The sequence below is a fragment of the Aeromonas aquatica genome, from assembly GCF_000764655.1.
In the GTDB taxonomy this organism is placed as follows: domain Bacteria; phylum Pseudomonadota; class Gammaproteobacteria; order Enterobacterales; family Aeromonadaceae; genus Aeromonas; species Aeromonas aquatica.
In genome coordinates this window covers 1-22,097 of record NZ_JRGL01000154.1, presented here as the reverse complement: position 1 = coordinate 22,097, position 22,097 = coordinate 1, and the positions used below count along the sequence as shown (strand labels likewise).

22 protein-coding genes are annotated in these 22,097 nt (G+C 61.1%); 11 read left to right on the top strand and 11 right to left on the bottom strand.

Features of this window, described 5'->3' with window-relative positions; all coding sequences use genetic code 11:
- The 3 genes from LG30_RS0119060 to trhA form a co-directional block, all read right to left on the bottom strand.
- Positions 1 to 1,730, bottom strand: a 1,730-nt coding sequence (locus LG30_RS0119060) for a retention module-containing protein (protein WP_033132272.1), incomplete at its 3' end; no start/stop codon positions are given.
- Positions 1,731 to 1,953: 223 nt separating this feature from the next.
- A complete protein-coding gene (locus LG30_RS0119055) occupies positions 1,954 to 3,615 on the bottom strand; it encodes a putative transporter (RefSeq protein WP_033132271.1) in 1,662 nt (553 codons plus the stop codon).
- Between the two features lie 114 nt (positions 3,616 to 3,729).
- Positions 3,730 to 4,362, bottom strand: a complete 633-nt coding sequence (gene trhA / locus LG30_RS0119050; protein WP_033132270.1) for a PAQR family membrane homeostasis protein TrhA — start codon at positions 4,360 to 4,362, stop codon at positions 3,730 to 3,732.
- A 240-nt stretch (positions 4,363 to 4,602) separates the two neighbouring features.
- Between trhA and LG30_RS0119045 the strand changes: the two genes are divergently transcribed.
- The 3 genes from LG30_RS0119045 to LG30_RS0119035 all read left to right on the top strand — a co-directional run bounded on the left by LG30_RS0119045 (position 4,603) and on the right by LG30_RS0119035 (position 7,104).
- Positions 4,603 to 6,138 carry an aminotransferase class V-fold PLP-dependent enzyme gene (locus LG30_RS0119045; RefSeq protein WP_033132269.1) on the top strand — a complete coding sequence of 512 codons (1,536 nt, stop codon included), beginning with the start codon at positions 4,603 to 4,605 and terminating at the stop codon, positions 6,136 to 6,138.
- 93 nt (positions 6,139 to 6,231) lie between these two features.
- Entirely contained in the window at positions 6,232 to 6,783 is a 552-nt protein-coding gene (locus LG30_RS0119040; RefSeq protein ID WP_033132268.1) for a septation protein A, read from the top strand.
- Between the two features lie 24 nt (positions 6,784 to 6,807).
- Positions 6,808 to 7,104 carry a YciI family protein gene (locus tag LG30_RS0119035; RefSeq protein ID WP_033132267.1) on the top strand — a complete coding sequence of 99 codons (297 nt, stop codon included), beginning with the start codon at positions 6,808 to 6,810 and terminating at the stop codon, positions 7,102 to 7,104.
- Between the two features lie 95 nt (positions 7,105 to 7,199).
- Here LG30_RS0119035 and cysQ read toward each other — a convergent pair whose 3' ends face one another.
- Entirely contained in the window at positions 7,200 to 7,970 is a 771-nt protein-coding gene (cysQ, locus tag LG30_RS0119030) for a 3'(2'),5'-bisphosphate nucleotidase CysQ (RefSeq protein ID WP_033132266.1), read from the bottom strand.
- 165 nt (positions 7,971 to 8,135) lie between these two features.
- On the opposite strand from cysQ, the gene LG30_RS0119025 reads away from it, so the two are divergent.
- The 3 genes from LG30_RS0119025 to LG30_RS0119015 all read left to right on the top strand — a co-directional run bounded on the left by LG30_RS0119025 (position 8,136) and on the right by LG30_RS0119015 (position 11,073).
- Positions 8,136 to 8,456 carry a ComEA family DNA-binding protein gene (locus LG30_RS0119025; protein ID WP_033132265.1) on the top strand — a complete coding sequence of 107 codons (321 nt, stop codon included), beginning with the start codon at positions 8,136 to 8,138 and terminating at the stop codon, positions 8,454 to 8,456.
- Between the two features lie 95 nt (positions 8,457 to 8,551).
- A complete protein-coding gene (gene galU / locus LG30_RS0119020) occupies positions 8,552 to 9,463 on the top strand; it encodes a UTP--glucose-1-phosphate uridylyltransferase GalU (RefSeq protein WP_033132264.1) in 912 nt (303 codons plus the stop codon).
- A 212-nt stretch (positions 9,464 to 9,675) separates the two neighbouring features.
- Complete coding sequence (locus LG30_RS0119015) at positions 9,676 to 11,073, top strand: peptide MFS transporter (protein ID WP_033132263.1); 1,398 nt, start codon at positions 9,676 to 9,678, stop codon at positions 11,071 to 11,073.
- Between the two features lie 66 nt (positions 11,074 to 11,139).
- Here LG30_RS0119015 and LG30_RS0119010 read toward each other — a convergent pair whose 3' ends face one another.
- Complete coding sequence (locus LG30_RS0119010) at positions 11,140 to 12,111, bottom strand: response regulator (RefSeq protein WP_033132262.1); 972 nt, start codon at positions 12,109 to 12,111, stop codon at positions 11,140 to 11,142.
- 302 nt (positions 12,112 to 12,413) lie between these two features.
- Here LG30_RS0119010 and LG30_RS0119005 point away from each other — a divergent pair, with 302 nt between their 5' ends.
- The 3 genes from LG30_RS0119005 to LG30_RS0118995 all read left to right on the top strand — a co-directional run bounded on the left by LG30_RS0119005 (position 12,414) and on the right by LG30_RS0118995 (position 14,781).
- Positions 12,414 to 13,088 carry a DnaT-like ssDNA-binding domain-containing protein gene (locus LG30_RS0119005; RefSeq protein WP_033132274.1) on the top strand — a complete coding sequence of 225 codons (675 nt, stop codon included), beginning with the start codon at positions 12,414 to 12,416 and terminating at the stop codon, positions 13,086 to 13,088.
- A gap of 66 nt (positions 13,089 to 13,154) precedes the next feature.
- Complete coding sequence (locus LG30_RS0119000) at positions 13,155 to 14,015, top strand: DnaA ATPase domain-containing protein (protein WP_033132261.1); 861 nt, start codon at positions 13,155 to 13,157, stop codon at positions 14,013 to 14,015.
- A 130-nt stretch (positions 14,016 to 14,145) separates the two neighbouring features.
- The gene (locus tag LG30_RS0118995) at positions 14,146 to 14,781 is read left to right on the top strand and encodes an NAD(P)-dependent oxidoreductase (protein WP_033132260.1); all 636 of its coding nucleotides are present in this window, start codon (positions 14,146 to 14,148) and stop codon (positions 14,779 to 14,781) included.
- A gap of 28 nt (positions 14,782 to 14,809) precedes the next feature.
- Here LG30_RS0118995 and LG30_RS0118990 read toward each other — a convergent pair whose 3' ends face one another.
- Genes LG30_RS0118990 through LG30_RS0118975 form a run of 4 tightly spaced genes read right to left on the bottom strand, consistent with a single transcriptional unit; the run spans position 14,810 to position 19,534 of the window.
- On the bottom strand, positions 14,810 to 15,988 hold the full coding sequence (locus LG30_RS0118990) for an ABC transporter permease (protein WP_033132259.1): 1,179 nt from the start codon (positions 15,986 to 15,988) through the stop codon (positions 14,810 to 14,812).
- Positions 15,985 to 17,127, bottom strand: a complete 1,143-nt coding sequence (locus tag LG30_RS0118985; RefSeq protein ID WP_033132258.1) for an ABC transporter permease — start codon at positions 17,125 to 17,127, stop codon at positions 15,985 to 15,987. The genes LG30_RS0118990 and LG30_RS0118985 overlap by 4 nt, the downstream gene beginning before the upstream one ends.
- Positions 17,127 to 18,131 carry an HlyD family secretion protein gene (locus LG30_RS0118980; RefSeq protein WP_081966256.1) on the bottom strand — a complete coding sequence of 335 codons (1,005 nt, stop codon included), beginning with the start codon at positions 18,129 to 18,131 and terminating at the stop codon, positions 17,127 to 17,129. Before LG30_RS0118980 ends, LG30_RS0118985 begins: the two co-directional genes overlap by 1 nt.
- A complete protein-coding gene (locus tag LG30_RS0118975; protein ID WP_033132257.1) occupies positions 18,128 to 19,534 on the bottom strand; it encodes a TolC family protein in 1,407 nt (468 codons plus the stop codon). The genes LG30_RS0118980 and LG30_RS0118975 overlap by 4 nt, the downstream gene beginning before the upstream one ends.
- Before the next feature lie 292 nt (positions 19,535 to 19,826).
- Here LG30_RS0118975 and dusB point away from each other — a divergent pair, with 292 nt between their 5' ends.
- On the top strand, positions 19,827 to 20,792 hold the full coding sequence (gene dusB, locus LG30_RS0118970; RefSeq protein ID WP_033132256.1) for a tRNA dihydrouridine synthase DusB: 966 nt from the start codon (positions 19,827 to 19,829) through the stop codon (positions 20,790 to 20,792).
- Positions 20,793 to 20,826: 34 nt separating this feature from the next.
- Positions 20,827 to 21,123 (top strand): DNA-binding transcriptional regulator Fis, encoded by a 297-nt coding sequence (gene fis / locus LG30_RS0118965; protein WP_005309538.1) that lies wholly within the window; start codon positions 20,827 to 20,829, stop codon positions 21,121 to 21,123.
- A gap of 99 nt (positions 21,124 to 21,222) precedes the next feature.
- On the opposite strand, the gene LG30_RS0118960 is transcribed toward fis, so the two are convergent.
- Both LG30_RS0118960 and LG30_RS22810 read right to left on the bottom strand, forming a co-directional pair.
- Positions 21,223 to 21,855: a LysE family translocator gene (locus LG30_RS0118960; protein WP_033132255.1), complete on the bottom strand. Its 633-nt coding sequence runs from the start codon at positions 21,853 to 21,855 to the stop codon at positions 21,223 to 21,225.
- Between the two features lie 51 nt (positions 21,856 to 21,906).
- Positions 21,907 to 22,097: hypothetical protein (locus LG30_RS22810; protein ID WP_238566460.1), on the bottom strand; the 191-nt coding region annotated here is incomplete at its 5' end.

The following is a 22,097-nucleotide window of genomic DNA, read 5'->3' as shown; positions in this document are numbered from 1 at the left end:
TCGGTGCCGGTGATGGTGATGGTCACGGTGTGGGCCGTGCCATCGGCACTGTGCACCACGAAGGTCTCGACCTTGGTCTCACCCTCCTTGAGGTACTGCACCAGATTGTTGTCGACGTTGTAGGTCCAGGCGCCGCCGCTGGTGATGGTCAGGGTCCCCAGCGCATCCGCGCTCGGGGTGCCGGTGCCGGCCTGGAATACCGCCTGGCCTGCATCCGCATCGGTCACCGTCAGCACGCCGCTGTCGGTCAGGGTCGGGTTGGTCGCGTCTTCTACCACGGAGCCGGTGTCGCTGCCGCTGATTAGTGCCGCATCGTTGACCGGAGTCACGGTACCGGTCACACCTGCTGTGGCGTTGTGCAGACCGTCGGTGATGCTGTATTCGAAGGAAATATTGCCATTGAAATCCGGAGCTGGCGTGAATACCAGCTGACCATTGGTCAGGGTCACGGTGCCATTGTCGATGGCGACAGAACTACCTTCCGTAATGGCTTGGCCATTGATGGTGGTAATGGTCAGGCGATCACCATCCAGATCCCTGTCGTTACCGAGCACATTGATGGTGACGGTGCCATCTTCTGCCACGTTGAACTGGTCATTGCTGGGTACGGGAGGAGCGTTCACCACGCTATTGTCGGTGCCCTTTGGCGAGGTGTTACCCGCCAAATCGGTCAGGGTGGCATCGACCGAAATGGGGCCATTGACCGGCAGATCCGTCGTCGGAATGGTCAGGTTGACCAGCGCCTTGTTGATGTCATCCGCCGTCAGTACGGATGAGCTGTCGGGCACGCCATCCCCATTCCAGTCAACGTCAAGGCGATCCCCCACCTTGGCATCGGCAGGCAGACGAATGATGACGTCCACCCCGCTCTCCCGCTCATTGGCGGAGATGACATTGTCTGCCCCGTCCTGGATCTCGACCAAGGGAGCCGAGGGTGCCGTGCTGTCCACACTGCCATCGTCGGTGGCGGTACCGGTATTGCCGGCAGGATCGGTCACCGAAGCCGTGACCTTGTAAGGACCATCGGCCAGCGGAGTGGTGGCGTCCACGCTGAAGGTGCCATCCGGCTTGACCAGAGTGGTCAAGGTCTGCGGGTTGCCGTTGGCATCGGTAACCACCAGGGTCACTGTGCTGCCGACCGGGGCATCGGTGGATCCCGTCAGGGTCGGGGTCTTGTCATTGGTGTTATCTGGTGCGGAGACGGTGATAACGGGAGCGGTGAGATCGACGAGTTCATCCTCTCCGTCTCGCGCGTCGGCTACCGGTGCGAGGCCGGCCGGGTTGGCGGTGTCGAAGCCGGCGGTGGAGATGGTTGCATCGTCGGTTCTGTCGATGGTGACAAAGCCGCCATTGCCGCTGGCGCCCGCGACGCCACCGATATTGCCCGCAGCGGGAGCCCCGCCAGCTGCCGACGCCTCAAAGGTCTTGGTCGGGTCGGTCCCGTCCAAGATGGCCTTCTGCAAGGCCGCAATATCGTCAGGAGTCTGCGCAGCATTGTTCTGTGCCAGCAAGATATCTTCCGCTGCGGGTTCCTTGGTCGGGCTCAGGGTGAAGGTCGTATTCCCGCCCTGGAAGCTGGCTCCCTCAGGACTGAACACCACCGCATCCTTGGGCAGCACATCACCTTCGGTCAGAAGTGTTTGGCTCCCGTCAGCGGCAACCAGATAGATTTTGCCTTGCAATTGGGTAACGACGACATCCTGATCCAATACGATGTTATGGCTGCTCATGGTTTCTCCTGAAATATCAATGGGCATGTATCTCCAGCCTCTAATGTGCCCGTTATATTGACCAGAAACCAGTGAGAAAAATCGAACGAACAGACCAATATGAAACCTGGTTATGGGCTGAAAGCGAAGGGTAGGTGAAGGGTAATAAAATTAGTTAAATCAATAATATCGATTATGACAGCTTGAACACGGGAGCCCCGGTGGGCTCCCGTGTTGCGCTAGCTCAGGCTCCGGCCCAGAGCAGGATGGCCAGCAGTTGGGGGGAGATGATCCGCAGGAACATCACCAGCGGATAGACGGTCGCGTAGGAGAGGGCACTGGCCCCGCTGGTGGGGTGCATGCCGTTGGCGAACGCCAGGGCGGGAGGATCCGTCATGGAGCCCGCCAGCAGGCCGCACAGGGTGAGGTAGTTGAGCTTGCCATAGTGGCGCGCCAGCACCCCGACCACCAGCAGCGGGATCAGGGTGATCGCCATGCCGTACATCATCCAGGCCGGACCATCGCCGTTGATCAGGGTGTCGATGAAGCCGGCCCCGGACTTGAATCCCACCACCGCCAGGAACAGCACTATGCCGATCTCGCGCAGCGCCAGGTTGGCGCTGGGCGGCATGAACCAGTAGAGCTTGCCGATGCTGCCGATGCGCGACAGGATCAGCGCGACCACCAGCGGCCCCCCTGCCAGCCCCAGCTTCAACGCCGCGGGGAAGCCCGGCAGGTAGAAGGGGATGGAGCCCAGCAACACACCCAAGCCGATGCCGATGAACACCGGCAGCATCTGTACCTGCTGCAGCTTCTGTTGCACGTTGCCGACCACGCTGGTCACGGCCTCGATGGCCTCGAGCCGCCCTACCAGATTGAGAATATCGCCGAACTGCAGGCTGGTCTGGCTGGTCGGCACCAGCTCGATGCCGGCCCGATTGAGCCGTGAGATGACCACATCGTACTTCTGCTTGATGTCGAGGTCGCGGATCCGCTTGCCGAGCACCTGCTCGTTGGTGACCACTACCCGCTCGACCCGCAGCTCGGTACCCCGAGTGGAGAGCGAAGTCTCCACCTCCTCCCCCAGCACCAGCAACACCTTGTGCAGGGCATGGCGCTCGCCGACCAGGTGCAGCAGATCGCCGAGCTGGATCCGTGAGTCCGGATTAGGCACCATCAGCTCATCGTCGCGCTTGAGGCGGGAGCAGATCACGTCGGCCTCGTCCAGGCTGGGGATCTCGCGCAGCATCAGGCCATGCATATTGGGGTTGCGCACCGCGATGTTGATGGTCTGCAGGCTCTCCTTGGTCTTGCCTGCCTGTTGTTCGAACGCGGCGGCTTCTTCGTCGATCTTGATGTGAAAGAACAGTCGAATGAGCCACATGGTGAGCAAGATGCCGCAGATCCCGAACGGATAGGCCACCGCATAACCCATCCCCATCAGGCCTGTCATGTTCGGATCGGCCCCGAGCTCGGCCAGGATCTGCTGGCCGGCCCCGAGGGAGGGGGTATTGGTCACGGCGCCGGAGAAGACCCCGAGGATCACCGGCAGCGGCACGTCGAACAGCTGATGCAAGGCCGCCGCCACCACGCAGCCGAGCAATACCAGCAAGGCGGCGAAGCCGTTGAGCTTGAGCCCCGAGCTGCGCAGGGAGGAGAAGAAACCGGGGCCGACCTGGATGCCGATCGTGTAGACGAACAGGATAAGACCAAATTCTTGAATAAAATGAAGTGTTTGCTCATTTAACTGCAAGCCAGACAGGCCCGCGAAGTGGCCCACTATGATGCCGCCGAACAGCACCCCGCCGATCCCCAACCCCACGCCATAGACCCGCCAGTTTCCCAGCCAGAGTCCCAGCACCGCCACCAGCGACAACATGCTGATGGAAAGCGCGATCTCACTCATTGTGTGCATCCTTTGCAAGCTGAACTGCGCATAGCTTGTCAGCAAACGAAAGGGGCAACTGTGGGGTGCCGCACGAATTTAGCCTTTCAATGGCACCAAAATACCAACTAAGGGTTAGATGTAGCCATAGATGGCCACGAAGTGACACAAGCTGCCCCCCAGCACGAACAAATGCCAGATGGCGTGGTTATAGGGGATCCGCTTCGCCACATAGAAGATCACCCCCAGGCTGTAGATGAGGCCACCTATCCCCAGCAGCAACAATCCCTCCCCTGCCAGATGCAGGTAGAGCTGATAGACCACCACCAGCGACAGCCAGCCCAGCATCAGGTAGGTGAACAGAGACAACCGCTTGAAACGGTTGATAAACAACAATTTGAACACCACTCCCACCAGCGCCAGCCCCCAGATCACCACCATCAACCCCTGCGCCAGCGGCGTGTCGAGCGCCACCAGCAGGAAGGGGGTATAGGTGCCCGCGATCAGCAGGTAGATGGCGCAGTGATCGAACACCTTGCACCAGCATCTGGCCGTCCCCGACCCCATGCTGTGGTAGAGGGTCGAGGCGAGGTAGAGCAGGACCAGGCTAACGCCATAGAGGCCGTAGCTCAGCAGCACCTGTGGTCCCTCATTCCAGCCCTTGTGCAACAGCAGGATCAGGCCAACGATCCCGAACAGCAACCCCAGCCCATGGCTGAGGCGGTTGGCCCACTCCTCCCGTGGGGAATACCCCGTCACATCACTCATCAGAAACTCCTGTTCAGATTCGGCTCACTCTAGCGGCCCTCATTTCAGGCTACAAGTGTTAGCTCAAAAATATTGAGGCGACCACCCCGGGCTCCAGGCAGTCAGGAGATGGCTGTTCCCCAGGGTCCTTTGGTGTATGCTCTGCGGCCGACGCCACCCGCCGCCCGTGCCGATGGCAATGTCTGCCGGCACGCTTTCTGCCCGCTATTTTCTGCCCGACACGCTGGTCTGGAGAACCTGATGAAGCTGACTGAACTCTTTACACAACCGGATCCTGCCTTCGGCCAGGCCATGACGGCCCTGCTGGAGACCTTTCATCACTCCGATGACAGTCAGGCCCCCTACCAGCGCGATCACTTCGTTCATCAGCTCGATCAGTCCCGTATGCCCGCCACCGGCATAAGCACGACAGAGTACCTCACGCGGCTCGCCACCCTGGTCCCCGGCGCCTCCCATCTCACCTCTCCACGCTACATGGGGCACATGACAGCGCCACTGCCGGCCTTCACCGCCGAGTTGTCGCGCCTACTGGTGATGCTCAACCAGAATCCGATGAAGATGGAGTCCTCCCGCCTGCTCAGCTTCCTGGAGCGGGAGGTGCTGGCCAAGCTGCACCGCCTCATCTATCGCGAGGAGGATGACTTCTACGAGGCGCAGATGCATGCCAAGGATGCGGCCCTCGGCGTCATGACCAGCGGCGGCACCATCGCCAACGTCACTGCCCTCTGGCTGGCCCGCAACCGGACCTGTGGCGACAACCTGTTCGCGCTCTATGAGCAGGGCTATCGCGGCGCCGTGGTGCTGGGTTCGCGGCTGATGCACTACTCCTTCGACAAGGGTATGGATCTGCTGGGGCTGGGGGCATCGAACGTGTGGCGCCTCGACACCGACGCCAACAACCGGCTCAGCATCCCGGCGCTGGAAGCCGCGCTGGCCCGGTGCAAGGCGCAGAAACTCAAGGTGCTGGCGCTGGTCGGGGTTGCCGGCAGCACGGACTTTGGCTCCATCGATCCCTTGCCCGAACTCGCCTCCATCGCCAGGCGCGAACAGATCCATCTGCACGTGGATGCCGCCTGGGGCGGCCCGACGCTCTATTCCCCTCGCTATCAGGGGCTACTGGCCGGGATTGAGCTGGCCGATACGGTGACCCTGGATGGTCACAAACAGCTGTTGGTACCGCTTGGCACCGGCATGCTGCTCTGCCGTCAGCCGGATCTGATGATGGCCGTCAAGCGGGAGGCCCCCTACGCCATTCGCGCCAGTTCCTTCGATCAGGGTCGCTTCACCCTGGAGGGGACCCGTCCGGCCAATGCACTCTATCTGGATGCCGCCTTCCAGCTACTGGGCCAGCAGGGTTATGCCGCGCTGATCGAGGCCAACTACGACCGGGCGCGGCTGATGGCCACTCTGATCGAGGCGAGCCCGGCCTTCGAGCTGATGTCGGCACCGGTGATGAACCTGCTCTCCTACCGCTGCATTCCGCCTCACCTGCAAGGCAAGGCGCTGGATGAAGGAGCCAACGAGCAGATCAACCGCTTCAACGTGGCGCTGCAAAAAGCGCAACGCGCCGAGGGACACAGCTTCGTCTCCCGTACCCAGCGGGCGGTGGGACGCTACGGCGCGCAACCGCTCACCCTGCTGCGCGCCGTGTTGCTCAATCCGCTGATCGAGGAGCGCCACATCCGTGATCTGTTGGCGGATCAGTTGCGGCTCGGCGAGGCCATCGCCCACGCACTGTTTGAGACACCAAGCGTTCAAGGCGTGGCGGGAAAATAACGGGAACCGACGGCAAACCGGCGGGTCTTATTCATTTGCCGTTGCCTAACGGGCAGGTACACTGAGTCAAATTTTGAGGTTGATGAGCCCAGCATGAAGCAGTTTATTGAATTTATTCCCCTGATCGTCTTCTTCGCGGTCTACAAGTTTTACGATATCTACACCGCCACCGGCGCCCTGGTGGTGGTCACCGGCCTGCAGCTCGCCTACAGCTGGATCCGCTATCGCAAGGTCGAGAAGATGCAACTGTTCACCTTCCTGCTGGTAGGTTTCTTCGGCGGCCTCACCGTCTTCTTCCATGACGACACTTTCATCAAGTGGAAGGTCACCGTCATCAACGTGCTGTTCGCCCTCGCGCTGCTCATCAGCCGCTACGGTTTTGGCAGGAATCTCATCAAGCAGATGCTGGCCAAGGAGCTGCAGGCACCGGATCGCATCTGGGATCACGTCAATCTCGGCTGGGTCGCCTTCTTCGCCGCCTGTGGTCTGCTCAACCTCTATGTGGCCTTCAACCTGTCCCAAGAGATGTGGGTCAACTTCAAAGTATTCGGCCTGCTGGGCATGACCCTGGTGTTCACCCTGCTCAGCGGCGTCTACCTCTATCGCCATCTGCCAGCAGAGCAAAAAACCGAGCAAGAAAAATAACCGCAACATGAAAAGGACTGTTCCATGTGGTATCTGATCTACTCCGAAGACGTGGCAGGCAGCCTGCCCCAGCGCAAACTGGCACGCCCCGCCCACCTTGCTCGCTTGCAGGCCTTGCAGGATGAAGGACGGCTGTTGACCGCCGGCCCCAACCCTGCCATCGATGCCGAGGATCCCGCCGATGCGGGCTTCACCGGCAGTACTGTGATCGCCGAGTTCGGCAGCCAGGCAGAGGCCAAGGCCTGGGCCGATGCAGACCCTTACGTGGCGGCAGGTGTCTACGCCCGCGTCACCATCAAGCCCTACAAGAAGGTGTTCTGAGGCTGGGGGTTAGACCCCTGACCATAGGAATAGAAAAGGCCGGACACTGTCCGGCCTTTTCATGTCTGTGCCGCTCTGGGCTGACAACTGTGGCGTCAGGCCCTGGCCACAAACCAGGGATTGAGGATATCCCGCTTGTTGTACGCAAGCGGCTCGCCATCGAGTTGGGTGACAGTGCCACCCGCCCCTTCCAGCACCGCCTGCGCGGCTGCAGTATCCCACTCACAGGTCGGGGCCAGGCGCGGATAGAGCTCGGCGCCCCCCTCGGCGATGATGCAGAACTTGAGGGAGCTGCCCATGGAGACCAGCTCTATCTCGCCCCGCGCTATGTCACCAAAGCGAGCCAGATAATCCAGGGTCGCCTGTGACAGATGGTTGCGGCTGCCCACCACCTTCCAGGCTTGTCCCTCTACATGAGGCCGAGTCTGGATCGCGGCAGTGCCGCTTTCGTCAATCCGCCAGGCCCCCAGTCCCTTGCCGCCATACCAGAGCTTGTCCAGTACAGGGGCATAGACCAGCCCCCAGACCGGCCTGCCATCGTCAATCAAGGCAATATTCACCGTAAACTCCCCATTGCGGGAGACGAATTCCTTGGTGCCATCCAGTGGATCCACCAGCCAGTAACAGGACCAACTGAGCCGGGCCTGCATGATCCCGACATCCGACTCCTCCGACAGCACGGGGATATCAGGAGTCAAGCTGGCCAGGGCCTGCACAATCACCTCGTGCGCCCCCTGATCGGCTGCGGTGAGCGGGCTCTCGTCCTGCTTGTACTCCACCGTGAAGGGTTTGCTATAGATGGCCATGATGGCCTCACCGGCGGCGCGGGCGATGGGCTCCAGCTCTGAAATGGCGGGTAAGTACATGGAAAAGATATCTCGCTCAAATGGTTAGCCAGTGTACCTATTCTGGAGGTGTGTGGCTTATAGCCGATTTGACTGTGTTATTCCTTGTTAACTCTGACAGACGAAAAATGGCGCAGCTCGACTAGTTTTTTATAGCCATTCGGCACCATACAAGGACGTGAAACCATGAACTACAAAACCCTGACCGCCACCCTGCTGCTGAGCCTCTTGCCGTTATTGAGCCAGCCTGTGCTCGCCGCCGACAAGCCGGCAGCCAAGCCAGCAACGACAGTGACCAGCGCCAAGGAGGTCGGCAAGATCAACCTGAACACCGCCAGCGCCGTGGAACTCGCGGCGCTCAAAGGCATTGGCGAGAAGAAGGCCCAGGCCATCGTCGACTATCGGGAGAAACAGGGCAAGTTCACCTCGGTGGATCAGCTGGCCGATGTGAGTGGCATCGGGCCCGCCACTCTGGATGCCAATCGGGACATGATTATCGTCAAGTAACCGACTTGAACTCCTCTCATCCTGAGGGCGGCCTGTGGCTGCCCTATTTTTCTTCGGGTATCATGAGTTCACTTCGTATCTTCGGACTCATTTCCATGAAAAAGACCCCGCTCGTTGTTCGCAAGGCCGTTCTTCCCGTCGCCGGCTTGGGCACCCGTATGCTGCCCGCCACCAAGGCCATCCCGAAAGAGATGCTGCCGGTGGTCGACAAGCCGCTGATCCAGTATGTGGTGCGTGAGGCCATCGCCGCCGGCATCAAGGAGATCATTCTGGTGACGCACTCCAGTAAGAACTCCATCGAGAACCACTTCGACAAGAGCTTCGAACTGGAAGCGACCCTGGAGAAGCGGGTCAAGCGCCAACTGCTGGAAGAGGTGCAGCACATCTGCCCGAAAGACGTCACCATAATGCACGTGCGCCAGGGCGAGGCCAAGGGCCTGGGCCATGCGGTGCTGTGCGCCCGCCCGCTGATCGGGGATCACCCCTTCGCCGTGCTGCTGCCTGATGTGCTGATCGACGAGGTGGCCAGCGATCTCAAGCAGGACAACCTGGCCGAGATGGTGCATATGTTCGAGGCAGACCAGATCAGCCAGATCATGGTGGAAGCCGTCCCCGAGAGCGAAGTGGACAAATACGGCATCGCCGACATCAAGGGCGAGGCCCTGAGCGCCGGCATGTCGCTGCCGATGCAGGCCATCGTCGAGAAGCCGCCGCGCGACGAGGCGCCCTCCAACCTGGCCGTGGTCGGCCGCTATGTGCTCTCCGCCAACATCTGGCCCTTGCTGGAGAAGACCCCGGCCGGGGCGGGCGACGAGATCCAGCTGACCGATGCCATCGCCATGCTGATGGAACATGAGCAGGTCAACGCCTACTTCATGAAGGGTCGTAGCCACGATTGCGGCAGCAAGCTGGGTTACATGAAGGCCAATGTGGAATACGCGGTACGCCATCGGGAGATGGACAGCGAATTTACCGCCTGGCTCAAGCAGTTCGTCAAACAGTTGTAATAGCTGAAAATTCACACAATACACAGAATAAAAGACTGGGCATCATTCGATGCCCATTTTCATTTTATAAACAAATATTCAACCATCGATAGATAAAATATCGTCAAAACCTCTCGTTGTAATTCGATCCAGCATGTTTTATAAGGAATATGGCTTGTTTCTAGCCCTTGCATAAAATTCCTAAAAAAATATAAGACACAGGTGGAAGTTCCATGAATAACCCGTCTAAAGGGACCTTTTTAGGTCATCCTAAAGGGCTTTTTTTGCTCTTTAGTACCGAACTGTGGGAGAGATTCTCCTATTACGGCATGCGCGCCGTCCTCGTACTCTATCTGACCGACATGACCGCCAACGGCGGCATGGGCTGGACTCAAGCCGACGCACTCAAGCTGTACGGCATCTACACCGGCCTGGTCTATATCACCCCGATCATCGGTGGCTGGCTGGCCGATACCTTCCTCGGCCAACGCCGTGCGATCCTGATTGGCGCCATCTTCATGGCCGCGGGTCAGTTCACCCTGGCCCTGCCCCACGCCATGTTCCCGGACATGGTCAACACCGTCTTCTACGCCGGTCTTGGCTTGCTGATCCTGGGTAATGGTCTGTTCAAACCGAACATTTCTACCATGGTGGGTGATCTGTATGAAACCGGTGATCACCGTCGTGACGGGGCCTTCACCATCTTCTACATGGGTATCAACCTGGGCTCCCTGCTGGCGGGCGTGATCTGCGGTGCCGCAGCCACTGCTTACGGCTGGCAAGCCGCCTTCGTCAGCGCCGGTATCGGCATGCTGCTCTCCCTCGTCGTGCAAGCCACCATGGCACAGCGCTTCCTGGGTGACATCGGCCGCGTGCCGGCCGCTCAACGCGCCGCCGCACAACGCTCCAAGGAGCAGAAGGCGCCACTGACCAAGCAGGAAGTGGATCGCATCAAGGTCATCCTGGTGCTGGGTCTGTTCACCATCATCTTCTGGGCAGGCTTCGAGCAGGCCGGCGGCCTGATGAACCTGTATGCGCAGGAATATACCGACCGCATGATCGGCAGCTTCGAAGTGCCGACCGCCTGGTTCCAGTCCCTGAACCCCTTCTTCATCATCACGCTCGCACCCATAGTCGCGGCCATCTGGATCAAGCTCGGCAATAAAGAGCCGAACTCCCCGGTGAAGTTCGCCATGGGTCTGCTGTTCCTGGCTATCGGCTTCCTGTTCATGATCGGTGCCGTGCTGGAGCAAGGTGGTGATCAGGCCGTCAAGACCTCCATGTTCTGGCTGGTCGGTGCCTACCTGTTCCACACCCTGGGTGAGCTCTGCCTCTCCCCGATCGGTCTCTCCATGGTGACCAAGCTGGCTCCGCTGCGTCTGGCTTCCCTGATGATGGGTGCCTGGTTCGGCTTCGTCGCACTGGCCAACTACATCGCCGGTTTCGTGGGCTCCTTCGTCGGTGAGTCCGGCCCCATCGCCATCTTCGGCGGTATCGCCATCGCCGCCGTGATCAGTGCCCTGATCCTGCTGACCATGGCCAATCGTCTGGTCTACTGGATGCACGGTGCCGAAGGTCCGGCCAAAGAGTCTGACGAACACGACAAAACCCTGCAGTCTGCCACCGTCTAACCGGTCCGGATTGTAAAAAGCAAACAGGGCGCCCAGTGGGCGCCCTGTTTTTTTGTGCTCATCGATTCAGTGGTGACGAACCTGCATCTTCAGCGCACTGCCGCTGTCGCTGCGAAACTGCAGTTCGAACGGCTCGTGCCAGCTGCGTTTGTGCAACGTATAGCGAGTGCTGCGCATCAATCCAAGCGGCAAGCCGCCCGAGCGCATCAACCAGTGGGGCGAGGTGAGACCCGCATTGGCAAACACCAGGCCATCCTCCTGATCAAACAGCAGCGCCGCCATGGCGAACGAATGACGCAGACCCGATTCGATGAGTTGCAGGTTAAGATAGTCAAGCAGACGGTGGGGCTGGGTCAGCAGCAGGCTTTCTTGCTGCTGATACTGGCGGTAGGGGCCATTCATCAGCGATCGCACCAGGGCACCGCAGAAGGCGGCATCCATGCCGAGGATGGGGAGCTCCATCACCAGCACCAGCAACTTGTCCCCCAACTTGAAGGTATCGGGGATAAACAAGTTGCCCATGCCGGCGAAGGTCACCTGCCAGGGTCCCCACTCCTGCAAACCGGGCGGCGTCAGCCAGGCCAACAAGCGGCTGGAAGCCCTGTCGTGCCCCCGGAAAAAATCCATGTGATCCATCAGCTCCAGCTGCTGGCTCTGGTGGGCGCTACCCGCCAGGCACTGATCGATGCTACGCCGGATCTGGCTGTAATCGGACACCGGTTTGATGAAGAAGTCCCTGGCCCCCGCCCGCAGCGCTCGCTCGACCGATGCCATCTTGTCCTGGCCCGAGATGACGATGACGGGCACCTCAGGGTAGCGGGCGGCGAGGCAGGCGATGACCTCATGCCCATCCATGTTCGGCATGTTCAGGTCACATAATACGATATCGGGGTGATAGAGCGCGGCGGCAGAGAGCCCTTCAATGCCGTCTTCGGCCTGAAACACACAGGCCCCATCATGCTCGAGATAAGTGACCAGCGAGTGGCGAAAAACCGCTTCATCTTCTACCACCAGAATCCGTAGTCCGGCTTTTGACATCTTGACAAAGCTCTTATTAGTCAGAGTGTTAGTTGAGCATTAAGCCTAGAGCATCTGTGGTCTATCTCGCCACTCAATATTGCCGCGCATCCGCTTGAAATGGTCATGACGCCTCCCAACCATTTGAAATGGGCGGATTATTTTATCGAGATTTTCTGGCCAACCAGGAACTCTCCCCGCTGAGGAAGGTATCCGGCGGGCGATGAGTCCCTCATAACCACTTCGGCTTGTGTGTGAGCCGTGAATTGTGTGCGACCCCGCCATGAGGGATAATGCCCCCATTCCTGATCCTGAAGAACACCATGACTCCAGCCGAATACAGCGCCCTCGCCCATCCCAGATTATCCCACCCGGCCCGCAGCCTCTATACCCTGCAGCTGCGCAGACTGGTGCTGGAAAATCAGCTGGCCAGGCTCAACTACCCCGAGCTGGGTCGGGCGCTGGCGGTGGTGGATCCCACCGATCCCAGCGGCTTCTGTTTCCAGGTCAATGCCCGCCAGCTGACCGAGCTGCTCGACGAGTTGATGGAGGCCGGGCTGTTGCAGGTCGAGGCTCAGCCCGACAGTGAGCACTACCATCAGAGCCAGTTCCAGCTGCCGTTGCTGAGCCAGCGGGTACGCAGCCCGCTACCGGAGCGCCCGTTCCAGATGCACCTGCAGTGGCGACCGGATGAGGAACTGCCCGCACTCGCCCGCCTGTGCGGGGTGATCGACGCCAGCTACAACGAAGAGGATTTGGGGGAGTTCATTGCCTACTGGCTGGGGCGCCCCGAGGTGTTCGACTCCCAGCATCAGTGGATGCTCAGGTTTATCCGGGCCCTCAAGAGCCGCCGCTACGCCCGTCGTCAGCCGATGGTGGTGGCGGGCTATCAACAGGTCACGCCTGCCCCCGCCGAGTCTGGCCCGAGCAAGCGGGCACAGGAGATGATCGAAGAGGCCAAGCGCCTGGCCCAGACCCAGGAGCCGGATAATGATTGATCCCGAACGCCCGCAACAGGCACTATTAGCCCCTTGCCAACCCAGCCCCAGCAGAAGGAGCCTTCCATGACTGACCCGCACGATCCCCTGCGCCAGGAGCTGGAGGAGATCGAGGCCAAGCGCCAGAGGATCGCCAAAGCGAAAGCCAAACAGGACCTCCGTATCCACGATCCCGAGCTGAGCCAGCACGTGGGCGGCCTGCTCGAGCGCATTCGCCGCCTGCAGGCCCAGACCGGCGGCAGCCAGTACGACTACGAGACCCTGCGCAAGGAGTATGACGCCAAGGCCAACGCCGAGGTGCGCGAGCTGCAGAAGACGGCCCGCCAGGAGCGGATCCAGAAGCTGATCGCCCAGGCCGACCTCAACCCGGACTGGATATTCGACAAGATGGACGCCACCGATCCGGCGCTGCAATACCCCATGGAGACGGCCCGCTATTTTATCAGCGGCTTCGAGCACTGGGAGAAGAGCGGCGGCGGCTGCATGCTCATCTACGGTGACTATGGCACCGGCAAGTCCACCCTGGCGGGCGCCGTGGCCCATGAGCTGATCGCCCTGCATCAGAAATCGGTGATCTTCCAGCAGTGGGCCTCAGTGGTGGACAGGCTGTTCTTCAACGTGATCCAGGATCAGGAGGAGCGCAATCAGTACCGCCGCGCGCTGGAAGAGGTGGATCTGCTGATCATCGACGAGGTGGCCGCCAACCGCACCAAGATGGCGGAGAGCCAGTCCAGCTTCCTCGGCCACCTGCTGCGCCGTCGTCGCAACCTATCCAAGAGCGTCATCATCATCACCAACCACAGCCCCCAGAGCCTGCACCAGGCCATCGGCGACTTCAGCTTCGAGGCGATCAAGGCGTTCAATCCGGTGGATATCCACCTGAGTGGCCCCAGCCGCCGCCCCAGCATAGGTCACTACAACGGCTGATCCCCAAGGGCCGGCGTCAGCGACGCCCGGCCCGTCGTTCCCCCCCGCCCCCTCACAGATAGAAACAACTCTCATTTACATAGCGCCGTCGAGCCCCTAGGCTAGCCCTTTTGTCCAAGGGAGATCTCTCATGCCAACAACACTCATCTTCGGAGCCAGCCGCGGGCTGGGCCGCGCCTTCACCGATCAGGCCCTGCGCCAGGGGCACAGGGTCCTGGCCCTGGTTCGCAACCCGGAGGCGGCGGCCGAGCTGCGCACGCTGGGGGTCGAGGCCGTCGAGGGGGATGCCCTGGATCCGGCTGCCGTCACTCGCGTCTGCATCCTGGCAGGCAACGAGGCGCAAGTGGTCTCCACCCTCGGCAGCTTTCGCCAGCCGCAGCCGGTGGACTATCAGGGCAACCGCCATGTGATAGATGGAATGGAGCAGGCCGGGCTCGAGCGCCTGCTGCTGGTGACCTCGCTCGGTTGCGGCGACAGCTGGCAATATCTGCCAGAGCGGGCCAGAACGGCCTTCGGTCACGAGGTACGCTTGAAGAGCCTGGCCGAGAGCTGGTTGCAGAGCAGCACGCTGGCCTGGACCATCTTGCGGCCGGCGGGACTGCAGGATGGCGAGGCCACCGGCCAGGCAGTGCTGAGTCAGGGAAAAGAGGTACACGGTCTGGTCAGACGCCAGGACGTGGCCATGCAGGGTTTGCGACTGCTCACTGACGAGCAGGCCCTCGGCCAGATCTACGCCATCGGCGACCCCGGTCTGCAGCGCAGCTGAGCCCGTCCACCAAAAAAAACGGTCAGCCTCAGCTGACCGTTTTCATCTTGGTCTCGGCGGCCTGCCGCTGGCGCCACGCCAGCAACCAACAAGCGAGCAGACCGTTGAGCAGCGTCAGGCCCCACAGCTGCCACCAGTAAGGGGCCACTTGAGTAAAATCGGCCCCCATCTGGTTCAGGCGCAGCAATCCCTCGATGGCCGGCGTGCTCGGCGCCCACTGGGCCAGCCAGTTGAGCTGCGTCGGGATTAGCTCCAGCGGCCAGATGAAGCCGGCGAGGAAGACCAGCGGCAGTGATGAGACCAACACCACCTGGGTCGGCAGGTCGCGGCGGGTAAACAGCGCCCCCAGCACTATGCCCAGCAAGGTGGTCGCCAGCAGGAAGGGCAGGATGAACAGCCACAGCTCGGTCGGATCGGCGGTGCGGGCTATGCCGTAGTAGTCGAGACAGAAGCCGAAGAAGTAGCTCACGGGCAGCACGAACAGCCCCCCCAGCACCAGGGTGCGGGCCAGCAGCAGGGGCAGCACCGGCACCTTCTGCCAGTAGCCGGATTCCCCGCGCGCGCTGCGCTGGTTCTGGGTCGCCCCCAGGATGCTGGCTCCCATCAGCAGCACCTGGTGCAGGATCAGCACGAACACAGCCGGCACCACGTAATTCACATAACCCATGCTGGGGTTGAAGACCGGCAGCACGTTGAGCCCCACCGCGTTCCAGCCCATGGCCGCCTGTGGCAGCGCCTCGCCCTGGCTGAGCAGACGCGCCACCTTGATCCCGGCCGCCAGGGTGCCCCCCGCCTGGGCCAACCCCTCGGCTATGGTGCCATAGACCAGGAAATAGGAGGCATCACCGGCATAGCTCAGGGTCACGCTCTTGCCCAGCATCAGATCCCGGTAGAAATGGCGAGGAATGTGCAGGATCCCGCTCGCCTTGCCGGTGAACAGCCACTGGCGGGCCTCCTCCAGGCTGCCGACCCGCGCCACCAGTTTCACCTGGGGCGTCGCATCGGCCATGAACTCCAGCTGACGGGAAAGCTGACTGCCATCATCGTTGACCACCACCACCGCCTCTTCCCGGGGCAACTGGTGCAGATAGGGCTGCGGATAGAGGAAGGAGTAGAAGAACACCCCGCCAAACAGGGTCAGCATGATGGCGCGGTCGGCCAGCAGGGTACGCAGCTCGAGGCGCACCAGATCCCAGAAACCCATCATAGTTCCTGCTCCTTAGCGGCCAGCTGGCGAGCGGCATGGGCCTGCGGTTGATAACGCCGCACCACCAGTAACAGCGGCAGCAGGAACAGCAGCAGGGCCCCGAACTGGGGCAGGGCCGCAGCGAGCGGCAGGCCGTAGTTCGCCTGCCCGACCTGCAGCTCCACATAGTGGGAGATGGGCAGCAGGCTGCGCCAGAACTGGGCGAAGTCCCCCATGGCACTGACCGGGAAGGTCACCCCCATGAAGGCGAAGCCGGGTGCCGTGTAGGCGCCCGCCAGCGACAGGGCGCGGGCCGGATCCCGGATGACGCCATAGAAGAAGGCCCCCATGCTGACGCAGGCGGCCGAGGCCAGCCCCAGACCCAGCGCCAACACCAGCCAGCTCCCCTGCATGGGATAGCCAAGCGCCCTGAACAACAGCAGGCTCCACGCCAGCCCCCATACCCACCCGATGAGCACATGAGGCAACAGAGTGCGCCAGAGGCCGAACCAGACCCCTTGCGTGGTCCAGTCCAGACCGAGTCGATCGGCCCGGGCCAGGGCGTTGATGCCATAGAGCACCACCAGGATCTGCCACACCGCCGGCAGCAGGGCACTCAACAGAAACTGGGCGTAGCTGGAGTTGATGTTGTAGAGAGCCGTCACCTGGCTGGCGATGGGGACGGACTGCCCCAGGGCGCCGGGCAGCGCCTTGCCATCGGCCATGGCCGCCAACACGCCGACCTGGCCGTTGAGGGTGCCGACCACCTGGGCCAGCGCCGCGTTGACCAGCTTGGCGATCAGGATGAACTGGCCGTTGTTGAACACCGTCACCTTGGGCTGGGTGCCCTCCCGCGCATCCCGCTCCAGATGGGCGGGGATCACCACCAGGGCATAGACGTCGCCGCCGCGCAGCGCCTTGGCCCCCTCGTCGATGGAGTCAAACTGATCGCTCAGGCGCAGACCGGCGGAGCCATCCAGCGAGAACGCCAGCTGACGGGAGAGCGCGCTGCGGTCCAGATCCACCAGACCCACCTTGAGATCCCGCGCCAGCCCGGCCGAGAAGATCCAGCACAGCAGCCCGATCAGCAGCAGCGGGATCCAGCTTATCAGGGCCCGGCTGAAGGGATCCTGCCACAGCAGCCGCCATTCGCGCCGCATCAGAGTTCGACCAGCACGCTCATGCCGACCCGCAACCCTTCAACCGGTTGCAAGGGGCGCGCCTCCACCTGGAAGCTCTTCATGTCGAAGCCCTGGCGGGTGTCGGTGGCACGCCAGGTGGCGAAGTCCCCCATCATCGCCACGTGGGTGACCTTGAAGCGCACCGTTTGATCCCCCAACCCTGGGAGGCTGGCATCGAACTCGGTGCCGACCTGGAAGCGGGGCAGCAGATCTTCGCGCACGTGGAACTGGGCCCAGGCATCCTCCATGTCGAGCAGGGTCACCACGGGGAAGCCCTGCGGTGCCAGCTCGCCGCTGCGCAGCAGCACCTGCGCGACCTCGCCGGCATGGGGAGTGGCAATGCGGGTGTCGGCCAGATAGGCCTCCACCTCGGCCACCCCGCCTGCCGCCATCTTGGCCTGCTCGCGGGCCGCGACCTTGGTCTCCTCCCGTGCCCCTTCCAGGGTCATCTGATACTGCTGCCAGGCCATGCCTTCGCTGTATTTGGCTGCCTGCCAGGCGGTCCAGGCCTCGTCCCGTTTCTGCAGCGGCATCACCCCTTCCCGGTGCAGGTTGGCGATCCGCTCATAGGTCTTGCCATGAAGCTGGGCCGCCGTCCTGGCCTGCTGCCACTGATCCTTGGCCGCCGCGATCTGCTGGGCCCGCGCCCCCTTCTCCGCCTCCTGCGCCATGGCGCCGGCCGCCGCCTGCCCGGCCTTGGCCTGGCTCAGCTTGGCCTCGATCTCGGGGCTGGCCAGGGTGAATGCCAGCTGACCCTTGGCCAGCTGATCTCCCTTCTTCACCAGCACCTCGTCGATGCGCCCCGCCACCTTGGAGGAGACCGAATACTGCTGCGCCTCGATCTGGCCCTGCAGACGCACCGGTTCCGGCTGATAGGCCAGCCAGAAACGCCAGCCCAGCCAGATGACCAGCAGCACCAGAGCCAGCGGCAACAGCAGCGGCTTGCCCTGGCTCATCTTCTTCTTGATGGGGGGATGACTCATGAATTCACCTCTGTCGCCTGAGCATGCTGATATTGATTGAAACTGTTCATCTGACCGGAGAGCGCCAACAGGCGGGCCAGGGAGATCACGTATTGATAGGCGGCGGCGGCGCGCTGGGTCTTGACCCCCGCCAGCTGGTTGCGCGCATCCACCACATCCAGCGAGGTGGAGAGCCCCTGGCCGAACGCCTTGTCCCGCAGCAGCACGTTCTCCTCGGCCAATGCCTGGGTCGAGGAGAGGGAGTGGTACTCCTCCAGCCCCTGCGCCGCCTCGCGCCAGGTCTTCTCGACCAGCAGCTCCAGATCCTGGCGGGTCTTGGCCTGCAGCAGGTTGACCTGCAGCTCGGCACTCTTGGCCGCCTGCACCGTCTCGGAGCGGCCATCACGGCTCACCAGCGGCATGCTGACCCCGACCCCGACCAGCCAGTCCGGCGTGGTCTTGGAGACGATGGAGTCATCTTCATAGAGGTTGTAGTTGCCGAACAGGAACAGCTCGGGGGCGTACTTCCCCTTCTCCAGCTTGATCATCCCTTGCGCCTGCTCCTTCTTGGCCGCCAGCAGCTTGAGGCCGGGGTGCACCGTCAGGGTCTCCTGCACGAAGGGATCGAGTTGCGGCATGTTCTCGTTGATGAAGAGCTGGCTGTTGGGTTCCGCCTGCTTGATCTTGAGCATGTGACCGAGCGCCAGCTGAGCGATCTCCAGGCTGCGTCTTGCCTTCTGGGTATCGATGCGGGCCCTGTCATAGGCCGACTGGGCGGAGAGCCGCTCGACCCTGGCGATCTGGCCCTGTGCCTCCAGTTTCTGGGCATGATCCAGATGATGGGCCAGCCCCTGCTCTACCTCCTGCTTGGTCTGCACCACCTGCGCCGCCAGCACCACCCCGAAGTAGGTCTGGGAGAGGCTCTCGAAGGTGGCTTGCTGCTTGAGCACCAGCAGCTGTTGCGCCTCGCTCACCTGGGCCTGGCGAATGTCCTGCGCCGCATCGATACGCCCGCCGACGAACAGCGGCCACAGCATCTTGACCGAGCTGGTGACCACGTTCTGTTTGGTCAGGGGGGTGACGAAGTCGCTGGGGCTGAGGTTGAGCGCCTGCATGACGGGGCCCAGTACCTTGCCAAATTCCGGGTGATTGGCGATGGGATTGAGGTCCAGCATGTCGAGTTCCATCGGCTGATCGAGGTGGGTGTAGCTGGCCCCCACGTCCACCTTGGGCAGGTACATGGCCTTGGCCGCCTCGCGCAGCTGCTCTGCCCGCTCCACCCCGGCCTGCTCCGCCGCCAATCCGTCATCCTGCTGGATGACCCGGCTCCAGGCCTCGGTGAAGCTCACCGTCTGTGCCTGGGCAGAGCCCAGCATGGCCCCCAGCAGGCACGGACAGAGCGATTTGATGAACCTTGACGTCATACATCCCCAATCTCTGTTTGTAATAAAATTGTGTGGAGCCTTTGCTCGATTCAGGCTCGCTATCATAACGCAAACCCGCAGCGGAGGGAGACAGACAAATGAATGAGTCCCTCACTCATTTGGCCCCGATCATGGTCTCAGACAATATGTCTGATTTTCAAGCACTCCTGAATTTGCAAGCCTTGGCGCGACGTTTTTTTCAGAAAAAAGTGGCTGACGCTCAAATACTAACCTTTTCTCCTGACTAAAAAATGCGTAATATACGCCGCCCTAAGCCGATGGTAACCGTGGAATGCAGATAGGTCCCCACACGCTTGAAACTCCCTTGATCGTGGCCCCCATGGCCGGTGTAACAGACCGACCATTTCGTGAACTTTGTTTACGTTTGGGAGCAGGCATGGCCGTTTCCGAGATGCTGCTGGCCAACCCGGATGTCTGGGATACCCAGAAAACCAGGATGAGAATGGGCCATTCTGCCGAAAGCGGATTGCGATCGGTCCAGATTGCCGGAGCCGACCCGGAGATGATGGCGTTTGCCGCCCGCTACAACGTGCAGCAGGGCGCTCAGATCGTCGACATCAACATGGGTTGTCCTGCAAAAAAAGTGAATAAGAAGTTGGCGGGCTCCGCCCTGCTGCGTCAACCCGAACTGGTCAGAACCATCTGCCAGGCCGTGGTGAATGCAGTGGAGGTGCCTGTCACCTTGAAGATCCGCACAGGATGGGATCCGGATAACCGCAATGGCGAGGAGATCGCCCGAATCGCCGAAGATTGCGGTATCGCGGCCCTTGCCGTGCATGGTCGTACCCGTTCCTGCCTCTACAAGGGGGAAGCGGAGTACGACACTATCAGGGCGATTAAGCAGGCCGTATCGATTCCTGTGGTCGCCAATGGCGACATAGACAGCCCGGAGAAGGCCCGGTATGTCCTCGACTATACCGGCGTCGACGCCGTGATGATCGGCCGTGCTGCGCAAGGACGACCCTGGATTTTCCGGGAAATCCGTCATTTTCTTGAGACGGGCACCAAGCTGCCGCCTCCCGACAGGGAAGAGGTTCGCACCCTGATGAACGAGCATGTTACCAACCTGCACCAGTTTTACGGTGCATATCTGGGAGCGCGCATTGCCCGTAAACACGTGGGCTGGTATCTGGATGAAGAAGAGACGGGCCGAGAATTCCGTAAACATTTCAATGCCCTGGATTGTGCAGATGCACAGCTGGAAGCACTTGAAGTGTATTTCGATGGATTAGGTTAACGCATAACTCGCATAACTAAAGAGCCGACCGAATATGTTCGAACAAACCCTGACTTCTGATGCATTGGTAACAACTACTCACAATCACGCTGCCGAGCCGACCCAGCGCCCCCTGCGTGACTCTGTGCAACAGGCCTTGCGTAACTACCTGGCCCAGTTGAACGGTCAGGAAGTGATTGATCTGTACGATATGGTTCTCTCCGAAGTCGAAGCTCCCATGCTGGACGTGATCATGCAGTACACCCGTGGTAACCAGACTCGCGCCGCCGTGATGATGGGCATCAACCGTGGTACCCTGCGTAAAAAGCTCAAACGCTACGGCATGAACTGATTTCGGTCATCCTGCTGCAGTGCAGACGAAGGCGTATCCCAGCGATGGGATACGCCTTTTTCTATGGCCGGCTTTTGCAATGTCTGCAATGGCCGAACATCACTCCGTCGCCAGCTTGAGGCCAAGGCCGACAAACAGGCCTCCCATCAAGCGGTTGAGCCAGCGCCCCAACCGGGCAGGCAGCCGCACCCTGTGGCTCGCATAGGCGGTCGAGAAGGCCAGCAGGTGGCACCAGATCATGCCGTTGAGGTTGAAGATGCAGCCCAGCACGATGAAGGCCAGCGCCTTCTGTGGCGCCACCGGATCGATGAATTGCGGTACGAAGGCGAGGAAGAAGAGCGCAACCTTGGGATTGAGCACATTGGTCAGCAAGCCTTGCCGAAAGATCCGCCCGTAGGAGAGCGCTGGCAGCATCACCGGGGGCTCGGTCGTCGCAGTGGTCGTGGCGCCTTGCCTGAGCAGGGAAATCCCCAGATAGACCAGATAGAGTGCCCCCATCAACTTGATGACGGTAAACAGCTCGGCCGAGGTACTCAGCAGAGCCGACAGCCCCAGGGCCGCCGCCAGCACATGCACCATGGTCCCCGTCCCTATCCCCAGCGCCGCCACCGAGCCCGCTCGCCAACCCTGCGAGCCGCTACGCAACATGATGAGCAGCGAGTCCGGTCCAGGCATCATGTTCAACAGCAAGCCAGATACGATAAACAACGCCAGATCGTGGATCCCCAACATAGACAGCTCCTTGTGCATGAGACACACAGTCTATGGATCCGGCTGGCCTTGTCACGTCTGTTTCAGGCAATAGTGAGCATCAATGAAAGGCATAGCGGCTCGGAAGCGGACATAACGCGGCATAAAATGAGGAAGGAGATGAGCAATAGAGGACGTAACAGGCAGTGTATTTAACTGAATAAGTATAGTTTTACGACGCGGCAGACTAAAAAACAGGCTGCTGATGGACAAACTCTCTACAA

Coding starts and splice junctions, on each gene's coding strand:
- LG30_RS0119055 (WP_033132271.1), bottom strand. CDS start 3,615: ATGAGTGAGATCGCGCTTTCCATCAGCATGTTGTCGCTGGTGGCGGTG.
- trhA (WP_033132270.1), bottom strand. CDS start 4,362: ATGAGTGATGTGACGGGGTATTCCCCACGGGAGGAGTGGGCCAACCGC.
- LG30_RS0119045 (WP_033132269.1), top strand. CDS start 4,603: ATGAAGCTGACTGAACTCTTTACACAACCGGATCCTGCCTTCGGCCAG.
- LG30_RS0119040 (WP_033132268.1), top strand. CDS start 6,232: ATGAAGCAGTTTATTGAATTTATTCCCCTGATCGTCTTCTTCGCGGTC.
- LG30_RS0119035 (WP_033132267.1), top strand. CDS start 6,808: ATGTGGTATCTGATCTACTCCGAAGACGTGGCAGGCAGCCTGCCCCAG.
- cysQ (WP_033132266.1), bottom strand. CDS start 7,970: ATGTACTTACCCGCCATTTCAGAGCTGGAGCCCATCGCCCGCGCCGCC.
- LG30_RS0119025 (WP_033132265.1), top strand. CDS start 8,136: ATGAACTACAAAACCCTGACCGCCACCCTGCTGCTGAGCCTCTTGCCG.
- galU (WP_033132264.1), top strand. CDS start 8,552: ATGAAAAAGACCCCGCTCGTTGTTCGCAAGGCCGTTCTTCCCGTCGCC.
- LG30_RS0119015 (WP_033132263.1), top strand. CDS start 9,676: ATGAATAACCCGTCTAAAGGGACCTTTTTAGGTCATCCTAAAGGGCTT.
- LG30_RS0119010 (WP_033132262.1), bottom strand. CDS start 12,111: ATGTCAAAAGCCGGACTACGGATTCTGGTGGTAGAAGATGAAGCGGTT.
- LG30_RS0119005 (WP_033132274.1), top strand. CDS start 12,414: ATGACTCCAGCCGAATACAGCGCCCTCGCCCATCCCAGATTATCCCAC.
- LG30_RS0119000 (WP_033132261.1), top strand. CDS start 13,155: ATGACTGACCCGCACGATCCCCTGCGCCAGGAGCTGGAGGAGATCGAG.
- LG30_RS0118995 (WP_033132260.1), top strand. CDS start 14,146: ATGCCAACAACACTCATCTTCGGAGCCAGCCGCGGGCTGGGCCGCGCC.
- LG30_RS0118990 (WP_033132259.1), bottom strand. CDS start 15,988: ATGATGGGTTTCTGGGATCTGGTGCGCCTCGAGCTGCGTACCCTGCTG.
- LG30_RS0118985 (WP_033132258.1), bottom strand. CDS start 17,127: ATGCGGCGCGAATGGCGGCTGCTGTGGCAGGATCCCTTCAGCCGGGCC.
- LG30_RS0118980 (WP_081966256.1), bottom strand. CDS start 18,131: ATGAGTCATCCCCCCATCAAGAAGAAGATGAGCCAGGGCAAGCCGCTG.
- LG30_RS0118975 (WP_033132257.1), bottom strand. CDS start 19,534: ATGACGTCAAGGTTCATCAAATCGCTCTGTCCGTGCCTGCTGGGGGCC.
- dusB (WP_033132256.1), top strand. CDS start 19,827: ATGCAGATAGGTCCCCACACGCTTGAAACTCCCTTGATCGTGGCCCCC.
- fis (WP_005309538.1), top strand. CDS start 20,827: ATGTTCGAACAAACCCTGACTTCTGATGCATTGGTAACAACTACTCAC.
- LG30_RS0118960 (WP_033132255.1), bottom strand. CDS start 21,855: ATGTTGGGGATCCACGATCTGGCGTTGTTTATCGTATCTGGCTTGCTG.